At 65.2% G+C, this 14,793-nt stretch carries 16 protein-coding genes; 4 read left to right on the top strand and 12 right to left on the bottom strand.

Annotation, left to right across the window (positions count from 1 at the left end; genetic code table 11):
* Positions 1-12: 12 nt before the first annotated feature.
* From NZK81_RS04200 to NZK81_RS04190, 3 genes are all read right to left on the bottom strand, one after another.
* A complete protein-coding gene (locus tag NZK81_RS04200) occupies positions 13-783 on the bottom strand; it encodes an SDR family NAD(P)-dependent oxidoreductase (protein ID WP_260044194.1) in 771 nt (256 codons plus the stop codon).
* A gap of 101 nt (positions 784-884) precedes the next feature.
* Entirely contained in the window at positions 885-1,865 is a 981-nt protein-coding gene (locus NZK81_RS04195; protein WP_419181654.1) for a zinc-dependent alcohol dehydrogenase family protein, read from the bottom strand.
* Between the two features lie 169 nt (positions 1,866-2,034).
* Positions 2,035-2,301 carry a hypothetical protein gene (locus NZK81_RS04190; protein WP_260044191.1) on the bottom strand — a complete coding sequence of 89 codons (267 nt, stop codon included), beginning with the start codon at positions 2,299-2,301 and terminating at the stop codon, positions 2,035-2,037.
* A 238-nt stretch (positions 2,302-2,539) separates the two neighbouring features.
* Between NZK81_RS04190 and NZK81_RS04185 the strand changes: the two genes are divergently transcribed.
* Both NZK81_RS04185 and NZK81_RS04180 read left to right on the top strand, forming a co-directional pair.
* Positions 2,540-3,139 carry a TMEM175 family protein gene (locus NZK81_RS04185; protein ID WP_260044190.1) on the top strand — a complete coding sequence of 200 codons (600 nt, stop codon included), beginning with the start codon at positions 2,540-2,542 and terminating at the stop codon, positions 3,137-3,139.
* A 50-nt stretch (positions 3,140-3,189) separates the two neighbouring features.
* A complete protein-coding gene (locus NZK81_RS04180) occupies positions 3,190-4,068 on the top strand; it encodes a pirin family protein (protein WP_260044188.1) in 879 nt (292 codons plus the stop codon).
* A gap of 13 nt (positions 4,069-4,081) precedes the next feature.
* Here the strand turns inward: NZK81_RS04180 and NZK81_RS04175 are convergent, their stop codons facing one another.
* The 6 genes from NZK81_RS04175 to NZK81_RS04150 all read right to left on the bottom strand — a co-directional run bounded on the left by NZK81_RS04175 (position 4,082) and on the right by NZK81_RS04150 (position 8,334).
* Positions 4,082-4,738, bottom strand: a complete 657-nt coding sequence (locus NZK81_RS04175) for a glutathione S-transferase (protein WP_260044186.1) — start codon at positions 4,736-4,738, stop codon at positions 4,082-4,084.
* Positions 4,722-5,705, bottom strand: a complete 984-nt coding sequence (gene trhO, locus NZK81_RS04170; RefSeq protein WP_260044184.1) for an oxygen-dependent tRNA uridine(34) hydroxylase TrhO — start codon at positions 5,703-5,705, stop codon at positions 4,722-4,724. The genes NZK81_RS04175 and trhO overlap by 17 nt, the downstream gene beginning before the upstream one ends.
* A gap of 46 nt (positions 5,706-5,751) precedes the next feature.
* Positions 5,752-5,988 (bottom strand): thioredoxin family protein, encoded by a 237-nt coding sequence (locus NZK81_RS04165; protein ID WP_260044182.1) that lies wholly within the window; start codon positions 5,986-5,988, stop codon positions 5,752-5,754.
* 13 nt (positions 5,989-6,001) lie between these two features.
* Positions 6,002-7,057 carry a permease gene (locus NZK81_RS04160; RefSeq protein ID WP_260044181.1) on the bottom strand — a complete coding sequence of 352 codons (1,056 nt, stop codon included), beginning with the start codon at positions 7,055-7,057 and terminating at the stop codon, positions 6,002-6,004.
* A gap of 1 nt (position 7,058) precedes the next feature.
* Positions 7,059-7,373: an ArsR/SmtB family transcription factor gene (locus NZK81_RS04155; RefSeq protein ID WP_260044179.1), complete on the bottom strand. Its 315-nt coding sequence runs from the start codon at positions 7,371-7,373 to the stop codon at positions 7,059-7,061.
* 88 nt (positions 7,374-7,461) lie between these two features.
* On the bottom strand, positions 7,462-8,334 hold the full coding sequence (locus NZK81_RS04150) for a LysR family transcriptional regulator (protein ID WP_260044176.1): 873 nt from the start codon (positions 8,332-8,334) through the stop codon (positions 7,462-7,464).
* A gap of 249 nt (positions 8,335-8,583) precedes the next feature.
* On the opposite strand from NZK81_RS04150, the gene NZK81_RS04145 reads away from it, so the two are divergent.
* Positions 8,584-9,729 carry a YeiH family protein gene (locus NZK81_RS04145; protein ID WP_260044175.1) on the top strand — a complete coding sequence of 382 codons (1,146 nt, stop codon included), beginning with the start codon at positions 8,584-8,586 and terminating at the stop codon, positions 9,727-9,729.
* Positions 9,730-9,924: 195 nt separating this feature from the next.
* Positions 9,925-11,478, top strand: coding sequence for a tetratricopeptide repeat-containing sulfotransferase family protein (locus tag NZK81_RS04140; RefSeq protein ID WP_260044696.1), 1,554 nt, complete (start codon positions 9,925-9,927; stop codon positions 11,476-11,478).
* A 60-nt stretch (positions 11,479-11,538) separates the two neighbouring features.
* Here the strand turns inward: NZK81_RS04140 and NZK81_RS04135 are convergent, their stop codons facing one another.
* From NZK81_RS04135 to NZK81_RS04125, 3 genes are read right to left on the bottom strand one after another with little or no spacing between them, the layout of a single operon-like run.
* Positions 11,539-12,747, bottom strand: coding sequence for an ABC transporter permease (locus NZK81_RS04135; RefSeq protein WP_260044173.1), 1,209 nt, complete (start codon positions 12,745-12,747; stop codon positions 11,539-11,541).
* A gap of 2 nt (positions 12,748-12,749) precedes the next feature.
* Positions 12,750-13,463, bottom strand: coding sequence for an ABC transporter ATP-binding protein (locus NZK81_RS04130; protein WP_260044171.1), 714 nt, complete (start codon positions 13,461-13,463; stop codon positions 12,750-12,752).
* Between the two features lie 12 nt (positions 13,464-13,475).
* Entirely contained in the window at positions 13,476-14,792 is a 1,317-nt protein-coding gene (locus NZK81_RS04125; RefSeq protein WP_260044169.1) for an efflux RND transporter periplasmic adaptor subunit, read from the bottom strand.
* Position 14,793 lies beyond the last annotated feature (1 nt).

Here is a 14,793-nt window from a genome sequence, read left to right as displayed (position 1 = left end):
GCCGGGGCGGGGTCAATCGGGCAGGGAGATTCCGGTGATCCTTTCGAGGTAGTCGACAAGGCGCTTCTGTGCATCCTCGTCATAGACCGCCGCGCAGGCCCGAGACTGGCGCATGTCGTGGAAATAGCCGCCCGTAACCGTTGCCTCGGGGGCATCGCCGGCTGCCAGCCAGACTTGCGTTCGCGCCCCGTCCGCGAGTTTGCCGGGGGCATTGGCACCACCCATTTTCGTTGCGATCCAGCCGGGGTCGACGGCGTTGACGCGCACGTCGCTCCAGCGTCCGGCCAGCGCGATCGCCAGCATCGTGTCGTAGAGCTTGCTGTCGCAATAGGCCTGCACGCCGTTCCAGCGACGGGTCTCCCACATCGGGTCGGACAAGTCGGGATTCCCGTCGACGTGCATTTCCGAGCTGAGATAGATCAGGCGTCGCGGCCGGGGCGTGGTTGCCGTCAGCACGAAAGGGGCGACGACGTTGACGGCGAAGATGCGCTCGAACCCGTCGGGCGTGACGATGTGCCCGCCGCCGTAGCCGACCCCGACATTGTGGATCACCGCGTCGAACGTGCCGAGACCGGTGATCTGTTCCGCCAGCGCGTGCATTCCGGCGAGCGTGGAGACGTCCGCGCGGACCACCGCCTCGCAGTTCGGCAGCGATTGCCTCGCTGCCTCGGCTCGCGCCTCGTTGCGGGCGTGGAGGACGACGGCATGGCCGTCGGCGCTGAGCTGCCTTCCCGCTTCCAGTCCGAGACCGTCCGAGGAGCCAGTGATCAGGATTCGTGACATATGCGGTCTTTCCAATGTGATAGCCGGTGCTGCGCTTCATCTGGGCCAACGGGACAGCGGGCGACAAGGCGGTGTAGAGCGCTGTCAGGCGCGGTCGCAGGTTATGGAACCAGAACGAGCGCACCTTCCACGTCGCCGCTGCGGAGCTGGTCCAGCGCGCTGTTGGCCTGTGCCAAGGGCATTGGCGTCACGTGCGTCCGGATTGGCACCTGTGCGGCCAGATCGAGGAATTCCGTGCCGTCCTGCCGTGTCAGGTTCGCCACGGAGACGATCGAGCGCTCTTCCCACAAGTCGGCATAAGGGAAGGCGGGGATGTCGGACATGTGGATGCCTGCGCAGACCACGCGCCCGCCTTTCTTCACGGCCTTGAGGGCCAGTGGCACGAGCGCGCCGACCGGGGCGAACAGGATCGCCGCGTCCATCGGTTCGGGCGGCATTTCGGACGATGCACCAGCCCAGGCACAGCCGAGCGTGCGGGCGAAGTCCTGCGTCGCCGTGTCGCCTTCCTGCGTGAAGGCGAAGACCTTGCGCCCCTGCCACACGGCAAGTTGCGCCAGGATATGCGCGGCCGCGCCGAAGCCGTAGAGGCCCAGCACCGGAGCCTCGCTCGCCATGCGATAGGAGCGGTAGCCGATCAGGCCCGCGCAAAGCAGCGGCGCGGCATGGACGTCGTCGAAGGTTTCGGGAATGGTGAAACAGTATTGGGCATCGGCGATGCAATGCGTGGCGAAGCCCCCGTCACGAGTGAAGCCGGTGAAGGCCGGATCGTCGCACAGGTTCTCGCGGTGGGTGGCGCAATAAGGGCAATGCCCGCAGGTATGCCCGAGCCATGGGACACCGACGCGCTGGCCCATGGCAAGACCGGAAACGCCCGTGCCGACCGCCTCGACGCGCCCGACGATCTCATGGCCCGGTACGATCGGCAGGTTTCCATGAATGTCGCCGTCGACGACATGCAGGTCGGTGCGGCACACGCCGCAGGCCGCGATGGCGATCCGTACCTCGCCCGGGCCGGGCTCGGGCAGGGGGCGTTCGACCATGTGGAGCGGCGTGCCAGGCGCATCGAGCTGCATCGCACGCATAGTCGTCATCGCGTTTCCTCCTCGGGTTCGGGCAGGCACGCGGGCGCGCATGTCAGCCTGCTGCCTTGCCGCTTTGGCTTGCAGGGTGACGGCAGGTCCGTCCATTCGGATCAATACGAGTGCCGAGAGGGAGGCTTCCCGGCACTCGTATGATCGGGACGAATGTGCCCTATACGTCTTCGGGCGCTTCGGATTCGGACGTCTGAACCGCGGGAGCAGGCGTCTCCGATGGCGCTGCTTCCGGTGTTTCCGCGGGGGCGGCTTCGGCCTTCTCGCTGAAAGGGGCGCTCTGGCCCAGCATGGCGGCCCAGCTATCCCACCATTGCATCTGGAAGTCCCTGATCGTTTCCAGTGCTCGCATGCCGAGCAGGAACGGGGCTTCGGGCTGCATCAGGGTGATCGGGGACGAAGAGGTCTCGGTACGAGATGATGTCATGACATGATCTCCTGTTGCCCGGCGTCATGCGGGTTGGATTGTTTCCACGAGGGTACAGTGCGATCGCGTGCGCGATTCGCCATGCCAGAATACCCGGCATTGCGTGCCGGTTTGTGACGGTTTCCGAACGCCGGGAGCAGCTTCGTGGTTCCCGTTCATGCGTGATTGGGAACGTGCGATTGAAACTGCCAGGGTGCACCACTAGGCTTGCTGCTGCAATCGTGCGGAAGGGCCTGGCATGCGGACGAACCGACTCGAAGCATTCAGCGACGGCGTGCTGGCCATCATCATCACGATCATGGTCCTTGAACTGAAAGTCCCGCATGGCAATGCCCAGCCGTCCGCGTTGCTGGCGCTCTGGCCGATATTTTCGAGCTATGTGCTCAGCTTCATCTACATCGGCATCTACTGGAACAATCACCATCACATGCTGCAGGCCACCAAGCGGGTGACCGGCGGCGTGCTCTGGGCCAACCTGCACCTGCTGTTCTGGCTGTCGCTGCTTCCGTTCACGACCGGCTGGATGGGCGAGAACGAGTTCGGCGTCTGGCCGACTGCGCTTTACGGCCTGAACCTGCTATGCTGCGCGATAGCCTATTTCGTTCTGGAACGGGCGATCATCGCCGTGGACGGTCGCAACAGCGTGCTGGCCCGGGCGATCGGCCTGGACATGAAGGGCAAGCTTTCGCCGCTGCTGTACCTGCTCGGCATTGGCAGTGCCCTGCTGGTCACGCCATGGCTGGGCATCGCCTTTTTCGCCGGCGTAGCGGCGATGTGGCTGGTTCCCGACCGGCGTATCGAGCAGACGCTGGCAGGAGAAGGACATGACGACGACTAGGGAACTTGCCGCCTGCTGACTGCGGGAGTGACAGGTTCGGGAGAGCGAGCATGATTGAGCGGATCATCGACAAACGGCCCCACGATCTCGGCGGCGGCTTCGAAGTCGGGCGTGTGCTGCCTTTCCACGCACGGCGCATGGTGGGGCCCTACATCTTCTTCGACCACATGGGGCCGGTGGACCTTGCCGCGGGCATTCCCCGGGAACTCGACGTGAGGCCGCATCCGCATATCGGCCTGTCGACCGTCACTTACCTCTACGACGGGGCGCTGACCCATCGTGACAGTCTGGGGTTCCATCAGGAAATCCGGCCGGGCGAAGTGAACTGGATGGTGGCGGGAAGCGGTATCACGCATTCCGAACGGTTCGAATATGCGCGGGCGCATGGCGCTCATATGCATGGCATACAGGCCTGGGTCGCGCTGCCGGTGGAGGATGAAGAGACCGATCCGGCCTTCTATCACCATGAGGGCGCCGACTTGCCGACCTGGAACGAACAGGGCATTCGCGGGCGTCTGATAGCGGGCGAGGCGGAGGGAATGCGCGCGGCCGTCAAAGTGCATTCGCCGCAGTTCTACATGCATTGGGACATGGAGGCCGGAGCTTCGCGCATCTTGCCCGCCGAGTACGAGGAGCGGGCGATCTACGTGGCGGCGGGGACGGCCGAACTGGCCGGCCAGCGCGTCCATGCCGGGCAGATGGCCGTGTTCGAACCGGGACGGGACGTTCCCGTTCATGCCGAGGAGCGTTCGACGCTTATGGCTCTGGGCGGCGCGCCGATCGGCCCGCGCTTCCTGTTCTGGAATTTCGTCTCATCTTCCAGGGACCGAATCGAGCAGGCCAAGGAAGACTGGCGGCGGCAGCGGATGAAGCTACCCGACGATGACGACAGGGAATTCGCGCCGCTGCCTGCCGAGGGCAAGGCGTGATCGCCGGAAGGCTTCAGCGGGAAGCGGCCTCGGGGGAAGATGCGAAGGCAATCGGAGGGTCGCCGGGTGACCAGGGGGTGACCCGGATCATGATGGCCCCGAACAGGCCAGACGAGAGGTGACCGGCCAGCCATGTCCCGAGATGTGGTAGCGGCTGGGCATCGAACCACAGGCGATCCACTGCCGCGAACTGCCGCACGAAGGGCATGATCGCCGCGTCCGTGAGCCCGCGCACGGGGCCGCAAAGCTGGCCCGTGTCGGCCAGCCGTGCATCGAGCCGGCGCAGGAAGGCCATGGCGCTCTCGCGATGGGCGAGCGGTTCGGAGCCATGGCGTTCGGGATACTTGTAGCGGTCGAGATCGCGTTTGAAGGGGCCGTCGTTCTCGGCGATCAGTGCTGCATCCTCGCGCGCGAGCCAGTCTTCCGGGTCCCGGCGGGCCAGCGCCCGGCGCATGATGTCGAGGCTCTCGTCGATCACCTCGCCGTCGGGCAGCACGAGCACGGGCACTGTCCCCTTGGGCGATGCGTCCAGCATGGAGCGGGGTTTTGCCGAGAGCTGGACCTCGCGCAGTTCGCAGCGCGTGCCGCTGATCGCCAGCGCCAGCCGCGCCCGCATTGCATAAGGGCAGCGGCGGAAGCTGTAGAGGACGGGGTCAGTCGCTGCGGTCATCGGCCTGCACCGCGCCGACATGGGCCTGTCCCCGGTCGGCGGCGAGCATCTCCTGGCGCTGGCGCTCACGGTAGGACGCGCGCTGTTCGTCGGTTCGCTCCGAATGGCAGGCGGGACAGCTTACGCCGGCTTCATAGAGGGGGGATGCGCCGTCCTGCGCGCTGACCGGACGGCGGCAGGCGTGGCAGAGGGTGTAGCTGCCCTCGACGAGGCCGTGGCCGATCGTCACCCGCTGGTCGAACACGAAGCACTCGCCGCGCCAGAGGCTCAGTTCCTCGGGCACGGTTTCCAAATACTTCAGGATGCCGCCCTTGAGGTGATAGACTTCCTCGACCCCTTCCTGCTTCAGAAACGCGGTCGATTTCTCGCACCGGATGCCGCCGGTGCAGAACATCGCGACTTTCGGCGTCTTCTCGTTGCCGGGGCGGCTAGCATCGAGAAGACGCGCGCGTTCGCGGCGGAACCATTCGGGGAAATCGCGGAAGCTGGCGGTCTTCGGGTCGATTGCTCCTACGAACGTGCCCACTGCCACTTCGTAGTCGTTGCGCGTGTCGATCACGATCGTGTCGGGATCGGAAATCAGCGCATTCCAGTCCTGCGGATCGACATAGGTGCCGACGATCGCCCGCGGATCGATGTCTGGCTCGCCCATCGTCACGATCTCGCGCTTGAGGCGCACTTTCATGCGGTGGAACGGCATCGCGGAGGCGGTCGAGAGCTTGACTTCGAGGTCGGCGCAGCCCGGCAATGCGCGGATATGTTCCAGCACCTTGTCGATCCCCCCGGGGGTGCCGGCAATTGTGCCGTTGATGCCTTCCGATGCCAGCAGCAGCGTGCCGCGAATGCCCTGTTCGCGACAGAGGCTGTCAAGCGGATCGCGCAGGCTGGCGAAGTCCTCGAAACGGGTGAAATGGTACAGGGCGGCGACGCGCCAGGGGCCGCGGGTTTCGGGGCTAGGGGTATCCATGGCCCCGCCCATAGCGGGAAGCTGCGGGCGCGTCAGCAATAGTGCATCATGCCTGCAGCCATTTCTTGAGATCGTCTTCCTTCGGCAGGCCGCCGGCATGCACGACCTTGCCGTCGATCACGATGCCGGGTGTGGAAAGGACCCCGTATTTTGCCATCTCGGCATAGTCGGTGACCTTTTCGACAGCGACGTCCAGCCCAAGCGATGCGGCGGCGGTCTTCACCATGTCTTCGGTCGTCTGGCACCGCTTGCAGCCTGGGCCGAGTACCTTGATGTCTTTCACGGCGTGAGTCCTTTCAGGAATAGAGTGCGTTGAACAGGAAGCCGACGGTCAGGATGCCGCTGGCGACGACCGCGATGAACACCGCGATCAATCGGGCGCTCAGGACCTTGCGCAGGATGATCATCTCGGGAAGCGACAGCGCGATTACTGACATCATGAAGGCCAGCACGGTGCCGATCGCCGCGCCCTTGCCCAGCAGCGCCTCGATCACCGGGATGATGCCGGCGGCATTGGAATACATCGGGATGCCGAGCAGAACGGCGGCGGGAACCGACCACCAGCTTCCCGAACCCATGATCCCGGAGAGGAGCGCTTCCGGAACATAGCCATGGATGAAGGCACCGGCCGCGATGCCGGCGATCATCCAGTACCAGACCTTGCCGACGATCTCCCTGACCGCCTCCCAGCCTGCCTCGAAGCGGTCGATCCAGCTTAGATGTTCGTCTTCCAGATCGACGTCGCCGGCGCGCACCTCGCGCACCCAGGGCTCCAGCCACGATTCCAGATGGAGGCGGCCGATGATCCAGCCCGAGACGATGGCAACGGAAAGGCCGAAGACGAGGTAGGTGAGCGCGACCTGCCATCCCACCAGTGCGAAAAGCAGGCCCAGCGCGATCTCGTTCACCATCGGGGCGGCGATCAGGAAAGAAAAGGTCACGCCGAGCGGCACGCCGGCCGAGACGAAGCCGACGAACAGCGGCACCGCCGAACAGGAGCAGAATGGCGTGAGGACGCCAAGGTGTGCGGCCGCTATATTGCCCAGCCCCTCGCGCTTACCGGCAAGCAGCGCACGGGTGCGATCGGCGGAGAAGAAGCTGCGCACCACACCCATGGCGAAGACCACCAGGGTCAGCAGCATCAGCACCTTGGGCGTATCGTAGAAGAAGAACTCGACCGACGATGCCAGATGGCTGCCGGGGGCGATCGGCAACCGGGCGACCAGCCATTGCGCGAATGGCAGCAATTGCCGGTAGATCGCGAACCAGAGGACGACTGCGACGGCAAGGCCCGCCATCCAGGCGCCTTGCGATTTGCGAGCCCGGCCCAGCGATGCAGCGAGCGTGGTCATGTCAGGCGGCCTTCTTCCGGCATTCGTCGCGGGGCACGGCAGGCATCGCGGCAAGTACGGTTTCGATGATCCTCAGCCAATCGGCGGGAAGATCCGGGTTGCGCCGGTAGCGGACCCATTGCGCGTCCCGGCGGTCGGAAAGCAGGCCGGCGGCCTTCAGCCGGGCCATGTGCCGGGACATCCGCGATTGCGAGGCGCCCAGCTTGTCCATCAGTTCGCAGACGCAATGCTCATCGCCGTCCCAGACGATCTGTAACGCGCGTAGCCGCGTGGGCTCAGCAAGCGCGCTCAGCAGGTCATCGATTCGCGTATCCATGCCATCTGCATATGCATACTTGCGCATATGCGCCTTGATGCAGATCAAGATCGCCGGTCACGGCTGCCGTTCCGAGACGGGATCGGGTTCACGCCGGTGCCGCCAGCAGGTCGAGAAGCGTGTCCGCCGCCTTGCTGCGATAGCGTTCCTTGTGTCGCAGGCCGTAGAAGGGGCGCGGATCCAGTTGCAGCGGGATACGATGGAGCGTCCTCGCGCGCAGCGAGGGATCGACGACCAGAGTCGATAGCACGCTGTTGCCGACGCCCGCCTCCACCGCGCCGCGCACGGCTTCGTTCGAGGGCAGGGTCATGGCGACGTGAAGCGTTTCGGGGGCAATGCCCATCGCCTTCAGAGCCGTCTCGAAGGTCGAGCGGGTTCCGGACCCCGGTTCGCGAAGGACCCATGGCACGGAGCGGATCCAGTCCGGATCGGCGTCGGCGGGTACCGGACTGCTACCGACGAGTGCCAGTTCATCTTCCCCCACCTGCCAGCGCGCCAGCGCCGGATCGTCGATCAGGCCTTCGACGAAGCCCAGTTCCGCGCTGCCGTCGCTGACTTTGGCGGCTGCGCCCTCGGTGTTGGCAATGCCGAGCTGGACGGTGATCCGAGGGTAAAGTGTCGAAAAACGCGCCAGGACCGCAGGCAGCCAGTAGCTGGCGATGGTCTGGCTGGCGACCAGCGAAAGCGTGCCGCGTTCGAGACCGGCGAAGTCGGCGAGGGCCAGTTCGGCGGTGTGGGCACGGCCCAGCACGGCACGCGCTTCGGCCAGGAAAGCCCGGCCGGTGTCGGTAAGCTCGATGCCGCGCCCGACCCGGTGGAACAGGCGCACGTCATGACGCGATTCCAGCGCGGCGATCGCGGAGCTGACGGCGGACTGGGTCAAGTTCAGCGTCTCCGCCGCCCGCGTCATGTGCTCGCGTTCGGCGACGCAGATGAAGATGCGAAGTTGTTCGAGTGTCATCGTGCGCTTTCCGGCAACTGCCGCTCGTCGCCACCCCATGGGCGACAGCCAGCTTGTCTGCTTCTCAGAAGCATAAGTCCAAACGATTGATTAAATAATTATCATAAGCAAAATCGATCTGTCGAATGATCGATTTTGCTTATGGGAATCACCGCAAGAACGCGTTGGATGCGTCTGGCCAAAAAGGCGATTTTTCATTCGGAGGCAGTGCTTTTGCCTGCTCTCCGGTTGGAAAAGGAGGCCCCGCCATTGCCTGCGGCTAACGACATTCGATCTGCACCCTGCGACCAGATGCTGGGCGATACCTCGCGCGGCACGGCGGCCTCCTGCCTTGCCTCCCTGGCCGGGCAAGGGCGCAGGCTGCTTCCCGGTATCGGTCTGTGCGTTGTGGTCACTCTTGCCGCCGAAGTGGCATCGCGTGCGGAAGAAGCCATCTTCGGGCAAGCGTGGATCGAGCCTCTGGTGCTCGCGATCCTGATCGGCACAGCGGTCCGGACGGTCTGGACGCCTTCCGCCCGGTGGTTTCCCGGTATCGGGTTCAGCGCGAAGCTTCTGCTGGAGATCGCCGTGGTCCTGCTTGGGCTGTCGGTCAGTGCTGCCACGATCATGGCAGCGGGGCCGGCCCTGCTGGCCTGCATTGCCGCGATCGTGTTCGTCGCCATAGGCATCAGCTTCGGCGTCGGGCGGATGCTGGGTCTGTCGAAGCGCATGGCCATTCTGGTTGCCTGCGGCAATTCGATCTGCGGCAATTCCGCCATAGCCGCCGTTGCGCCCGTGATAGGCGCGGACGGGGACGATGTGGCGGCCTCCATTGCCTTTACCGCCGTGCTGGGGGTGGCTGTGGTACTCGGGTTGCCTCTCATCGGGCATGCATTGGACATGAGTGCGCTGGGCTATGGCGCCTTGGCAGGGCTCACGGTCTATGCGGTGCCCCAGGTGCTTGCGGCGGCAACGCCGTTCGGCAGCGTGGCGATCCAGATGGGCACGCTGGTGAAGCTGGTGCGCGTGCTGATGCTGGGGCCGGTCTGTCTGGTGCTGGCCATGGTGACGCCGGGCCTGCGTGAGGAAACAGACGAGCCTGCTCCGCATGTCACGGCCGGCGAACGACCCGCGCGCGGCCGTCCGCCGATCCATCATCTGGTTCCTTGGTTCATCATCGGCTTTCTGGTGCTGGTCGCGTTCCGGTCCTTCGGGTGGGTGCCGCAGGTCCTGCTGGCACCGGCGAGCACGGCGGCGACGCTGCTCACCATCGTGTCGATGGCCGCGCTCGGGCTCGGCGTCGATGTCCGCACCGTGGCAAGGGCCGGCGGCCGGGTCACCGTGACGGTGATTGCCTCGCTTCTGGCACTGGGCGGCATCAGCATGGTCATGCTAGGCTGGCTGGGGCTGAGCTGATCCCGCCTGGCGGGCATTTCGCATGTCTGTAAATGGATGATATGTGCCCTGAACAAATGTCATGGAAAGGGATGTCGGAGACCGGATGGAAAGATACCTGTGCGGATGGGCGCACCTGCCGGGCGCGGGTATCGTCGGGTGTTTCTGGACGATCGAACGGATAGCGTCGTTCAGTGAGGATATGGCGTGAGCGCGATGTCGGCACGCGACGCGCTGGCGCGGGGCGACCTGCAAGCTGCCGGCATGGCGGCGCAGGCGATGATCCGGGCGCGGCCCCAGGATGGCGAGGGCTATTTCCTGATGGCCATGACGGCGGCCGAGGCTGGTCAGGTCGGCAAGGCGCTGCCGATGCTGGAGCGGGCGCTCGCGTGCGATCGGGACAATGCCGAGTACCTGGCCCAGAATGCGCGCCTGCTGATTCTCCTGCGGCGTGACGGGGAGGCCGCCGAGGCGGCGCGCCGGGCGCTCGAACAGGGCAGTGACGATGCGCGCACGCTCGATACCGTGGGCTGCGTGCTGGCCCGGCTTGGCGATCACGAGACGTCGGTGCGGCCGTTCGAAGGCGCCGTTGCCCGCGAGCCCGACAATCTTGACTATCGCTACAACCTTGCCGCCGCGTGCGGCTTCACCGGCCGCGTCGATGCGGCGCGCGGACACTACGAAGCGATCCTTGCCGCCGATCCGGGCAATGCCCGCAGTCACTACGGTCTGGCGATCCTGTCGCGGCAGATGCCCGAGGCAAATCATGTGGCGCGTCTCGAGGTGGCGACATCCCGCGCGCGCGATCCGCAGGACCTCGTGCGGTTGCGCTATGCGCTGGCCAAGGAACTCGAAGACATCGGAGAGGCCGACCGGGCCTTCGCCACGCTGTCCACGGCCAATGCAGACTACAAGCGGCAGATCCGCTACGACTTCGCGCAGGACGCGGCTATTTTCGATGCGATAGAAGCGGCATTTTCCCGCGTCGATCCGGGGGCAAGGACGGGGATACCGGATGCTTCCTCGATCTTCGTCGTGGGCATGCCGAGAACCGGCACGACGCTGGTCGACCGTATCCTCTCGTCGCATGCCGAGGTTGCCTCTACAGGGGAACTCCAGGCGATGCCGCTGGCGGTCAAGCAGGCTGCCGGCACGCGCTCGCGGCAGGTGATCGATCCGGAGACCGCGCAGGCCGCGATGGCGGCCGATCCCGCCAAGATCGGCCAGCTCTATCTGGTCCGCGCGGCACATCACCGGCCTGCGGGGGCCACGCGCTATGTCGACAAGCTGCCGGCGAATTTCCTTCACGTAGGGCACATCATCCGCAGCCTGCCGAATGCCCGCATCGTCTGTCTGCGACGCAATCCGATGGACACGGTCTGGAGCAATTTTCGCAATCTCTTCGCGACCCAGTCGGCCTATTATGCCTATTCCTACGATCTGCTCGATACGGCGCGCTATTACGCCCGTTTCGATCGCTTGATGGCATTCTGGGACCGGCTCTATCCCGGCCGCGTGCTTCAGTTCGGCTACGAGGCGCTGGTGCACGATCAGGAGGTCGAGACGCGCCGGTTGCTGGAGCACTGCGGCCTGTCGTGGGATCCGGCCTGCCTTGCGTTCCACGAGAACCGCGCCGCGGTCGCCACGCCGAGTGCCGCGCAAGTCCGGCGCAGTCTTAATGCCGAAGGCATCGGCCGCTGGAAGACCCATGCCGAGGGAATGGCCGAGGTGCGGTCCTTCTTCGAGGCTCAGGGCATTCCCATAGACTGATCCGGCTCTCGCCGACCGCTTCGCAAGGACAACGCGCAGCGGCAAGGCGCCGGCGGCGCGCTACTCGTAGCGCAGGGCGTCGATGGGGTTCATGCTCGCCGCGCGCCGGGCCGGGAAATAGCCGAAGATCACCCCGATCGCCGCCGAGACGAGGAAGGCGCCGATGTTGATCGGCAGGTCGAAGACCCAAGGCAGGTCCATCAGCGGGATGGCGATGGCGACCACGATCTGGGCAAGGACCAGACCGATGAGCCCGCCGATGCAGGACAGAACCACGGCTTCGACAAGGAACTGCATCAGTACCTCGTTCGCCACCGCGCCCACGGCGAGGCGGATGCCGATCTCGCGGGTGCGTTCGGTCACCGAGACGAGCATGATGTTCATGATGCCGATGCCGCCGACGACGAGACTGATCGCGGCGATGGCGGCAACGATGCTGGTCAGCATGCCGGTCGTCTGGGTCAGGGTGTCGGAGATCTGCTTGGTGTCGAAGATGTGGAAGTCGTCATCCTCGTTCTGCGTCAGGTGGCGCTGCTTGCGCATGACGCGCTTGAGGGTCGCCTTCACCTGATCGGTCGAATAGGCATCGTCGACGCCGATCACGATGGTGCGCACGTTGGTGGTACCCAGAAAGCGGCGCTGCACCGTCTTGATCGGCATGATGACGGCATCGTCCTGATCGTTGCCAAAACCGCCCTGGCCCTTGGTCGAGAGCAGGCCAACGACGTCGCAACTTACATCGTTGATACGAAAGCGCTTGCCGATCGGATCGACGTTGCGGAACAGGTTCTCGCGCACGGTCGAGCCGATGATGCACACGGCCTTGCCCGCGCTTTCCTCGCCTGCGGAAAACAGGCGGCCGGCATCGAGCGGCCAGGGCTGGATGTCGAAATAGTCGGTCGTGGTGCCGGTGATCGTGGTGGACCAGTTGGCCCCTTCGTAGATCGCCGTGGCCGTGGTGGTTGCCTGCGGGGCGATGGCGACCACACCGCCGACCTGTTCGCGGACCGCGTCGACATCGGCGTAATCGAACTCGCTTGGGCGTGAACCGCCGCCGCCGCGCCGGATGCCGCCGCCGGGCATGACCTGCAGGATATTGGAGCCGAGCGAGGCGATCTGTTCGGTGACCGCGGCCGTCGTCGCCTGACCCAGCGTCACCATGCTCACCACCGCGGCCACGCCGATGACGATGCCGAGCATCGTCAGCAGCGAGCGCAGCACGTGGCGGCGGATCGAACGCAGCGAAAGCAGGAAGACTGTGCGCAGCATCTCTATGCCTCTGCCTGTTGCCCGTTACCCTGTTCGATCTTGTCGATCAGTCCGTCCTTGAAGTGGACGATCTTGCGCGCGAAAGCGGCCATGTCGGGCTCGTGTGTCACCATCAGCACGGTAATGCCGTCCCGGTTGAGCCCGGCGAGCAGTTCCATGATCTCGATCGAGCGCTGACTGTCGAGATTGCCGGTTGGCTCGTCCGCGAGCAGGACCTGCGGGTTGGTGACGATCGCCCGGGCAATCGCGACGCGCTGTTGTTGTCCGCCCGAGAGCTCGCCCGGCGTATGGCTGGCCCAGTCGGACAGTCCGACCTTTTCCAGCGCCGCCATTGCCGCGTTGTAGCGCTGGTGCTTGTTGTCGCCGCGATAGAGCAGGGGCAGCTCGACATTTTCCAGCGCCGAGGTCCGCGCCAGCAGATTGAAGCCCTGAAACACGAAGCCGAGGTACTTGCGCCGCAGCAGGGCGCGCTGGTCGCGGTCGAGCGCTTCGACGTGATGGCCCCGGAACAGGAATTCGCCCGCCGTCGCGACATCAAGGCACCCCAGAATGTTCATCATCGTCGACTTGCCCGAACCGGAAGGGCCCATGACGGCGACGAAATCCCCGTCCATGACATCGAAGTCGATGCCCTTGAGCGCTTCCAGCACGTTCGCGCCGGAACCGAAGACCTTGGTGATGCCTCGCAGAGAAATCAGGGGTTCGTTTTCGGGCACGGCGCGGCCTTTTCAGTTCGCCGCGCCGGAGGCGAGCTTGCCGGTGATCACCTCCATGCCGGCCTTGAGGTCGCCTGAAACCACGGCTGTCTGCTGGCCGTTGGTGTTGCCGGTGACGATTTCGACCGGGGCAGGGACGCCGTCAGCGCCCAGCACGTAGATCGTCTGGCGCGCGCCGCGCCCGATCGTCGCCGATTTCTTGCTCTCGTCGCGGCCGGGAGGACCGAAGCTGATGATCCCTCCCGAGTTCGCGTCCTTGTCCTGGCCATTGGGAGAGAACGACAAGGCTGCATTGGGGATCAGCAGCACGCCGGACTTGTCGGAGGTGACGATGTCCGCGGTTGCCGTCATGCCCGGACGCAGTTTGAAATCGGCATTGGCGACCGAGAGGTCCGCGGCATAGGACACCACCTGCCCGGTCGTGCTCGTGGTACTCGACGAACTGCTGGAGGAACTGGCCGAAGAGGCCGTGAGGTTGGAACCGATCTCGACGCGGGTGATCGTTGCGGGAAAGGATTCGCCGGGAAAGGCATCGACCGTGAAGGTCGCCTTCTGGCCTTCCTCGACGGCGCCGACATCTGCTTCGTCGATGGCGACCTCGAGTTTCATTTCGCTCAGGTCCTCGGCGATGACGAAGAGGGTCGGCGTGTTGAAAGAAGCGGCAACCGTCTGGCCGGGATCGACCTGCCGGGCCAGAACCACGCCCGAAACTGGGGAGAGGATGATCGCCCGCGCCCGCTGCGTGCGGTTCTGGGCGAGCGAGGCCTGCGAGGCGAGCACATTGGCGCGGGCAACGTCGAGCGCGGCCTGCGCGCGCTCCATGTCGGCGCGTCCGGCCTGCAGCTCGGTCTTCGAGGGAACCTTGCCGCCCGACAGGCGCGAGACTTCCTCAAGCCGCGCATATTGCGCCTGCGACTGCGCCAGCGTGGCGCGCGCCTGTGAGACCTGGGCCTCGTTGGCGGCAAGCTGCGCCTTGCTCTGCCGGATCTGGTCCTCGATCGTCTCGGGGTCGATCTCGGCAAGGGGCTGGCCGGCAACGACGCGGTCGTTCACGTCCACCAGCACTTTGGTGACGAGGCCGGAAAGCTGCGAGCCCACCGTCACCTGATTGGTCGGCGCGAGCTTGCCGGTTGCCGAGACGCTGGTGACGAGGCGTCCCGTTTCGGCCTTGGTGGTGGCATAGCCGGCTGGTCCGGGCCCTGCCAGCCATTGCAGCAGCAACAGGCCGAGCACCACCAGCACCGCGAGCCCGGCCCACAGTTTCCACCGGCGCAGCAAGCCCGGTTTCTCGACCTTGCCGAGGAATTCGTCGAGGTTTTCTTCGGCCATC

This window comes from Novosphingobium mangrovisedimenti, from assembly GCF_025153475.1.
Taxonomy (GTDB): Bacteria; Pseudomonadota; Alphaproteobacteria; order Sphingomonadales; family Sphingomonadaceae; genus Novosphingobium; species Novosphingobium mangrovi_A.
Note: the sequence above shows the minus strand (reverse complement) of the source record. Positions and strands in the feature narration are given on the sequence as shown.

Excerpts from the sequence above, each read along its gene's own strand:
- NZK81_RS04200 (WP_260044194.1), bottom strand. The coding sequence starts at position 783 with ATGTCACGAATCCTGATCACTGGCTCCTCGGACGGTCTCGGACTGGAA.
- NZK81_RS04195 (WP_419181654.1), bottom strand. The coding sequence starts at position 1,865 with ATGCGTGCGATGCAGCTCGATGCGCCTGGCACGCCGCTCCACATGGTC.
- NZK81_RS04190 (WP_260044191.1), bottom strand. The coding sequence starts at position 2,301 with ATGACATCATCTCGTACCGAGACCTCTTCGTCCCCGATCACCCTGATG.
- NZK81_RS04185 (WP_260044190.1), top strand. The coding sequence starts at position 2,540 with ATGCGGACGAACCGACTCGAAGCATTCAGCGACGGCGTGCTGGCCATC.
- NZK81_RS04180 (WP_260044188.1), top strand. The coding sequence starts at position 3,190 with ATGATTGAGCGGATCATCGACAAACGGCCCCACGATCTCGGCGGCGGC.
- NZK81_RS04175 (WP_260044186.1), bottom strand. The coding sequence starts at position 4,738 with ATGACCGCAGCGACTGACCCCGTCCTCTACAGCTTCCGCCGCTGCCCT.
- trhO (WP_260044184.1), bottom strand. The coding sequence starts at position 5,705 with ATGGATACCCCTAGCCCCGAAACCCGCGGCCCCTGGCGCGTCGCCGCC.
- NZK81_RS04160 (WP_260044181.1), bottom strand. The coding sequence starts at position 7,057 with ATGACCACGCTCGCTGCATCGCTGGGCCGGGCTCGCAAATCGCAAGGC.
- NZK81_RS04155 (WP_260044179.1), bottom strand. The coding sequence starts at position 7,373 with ATGGATACGCGAATCGATGACCTGCTGAGCGCGCTTGCTGAGCCCACG.
- NZK81_RS04150 (WP_260044176.1), bottom strand. The coding sequence starts at position 8,334 with ATGACACTCGAACAACTTCGCATCTTCATCTGCGTCGCCGAACGCGAG.
- NZK81_RS04140 (WP_260044696.1), top strand. The coding sequence starts at position 9,925 with ATGTCGGCACGCGACGCGCTGGCGCGGGGCGACCTGCAAGCTGCCGGC.
- NZK81_RS04135 (WP_260044173.1), bottom strand. The coding sequence starts at position 12,747 with ATGCTGCGCACAGTCTTCCTGCTTTCGCTGCGTTCGATCCGCCGCCAC.
- NZK81_RS04125 (WP_260044169.1), bottom strand. The coding sequence starts at position 14,792 with ATGGCCGAAGAAAACCTCGACGAATTCCTCGGCAAGGTCGAGAAACCG.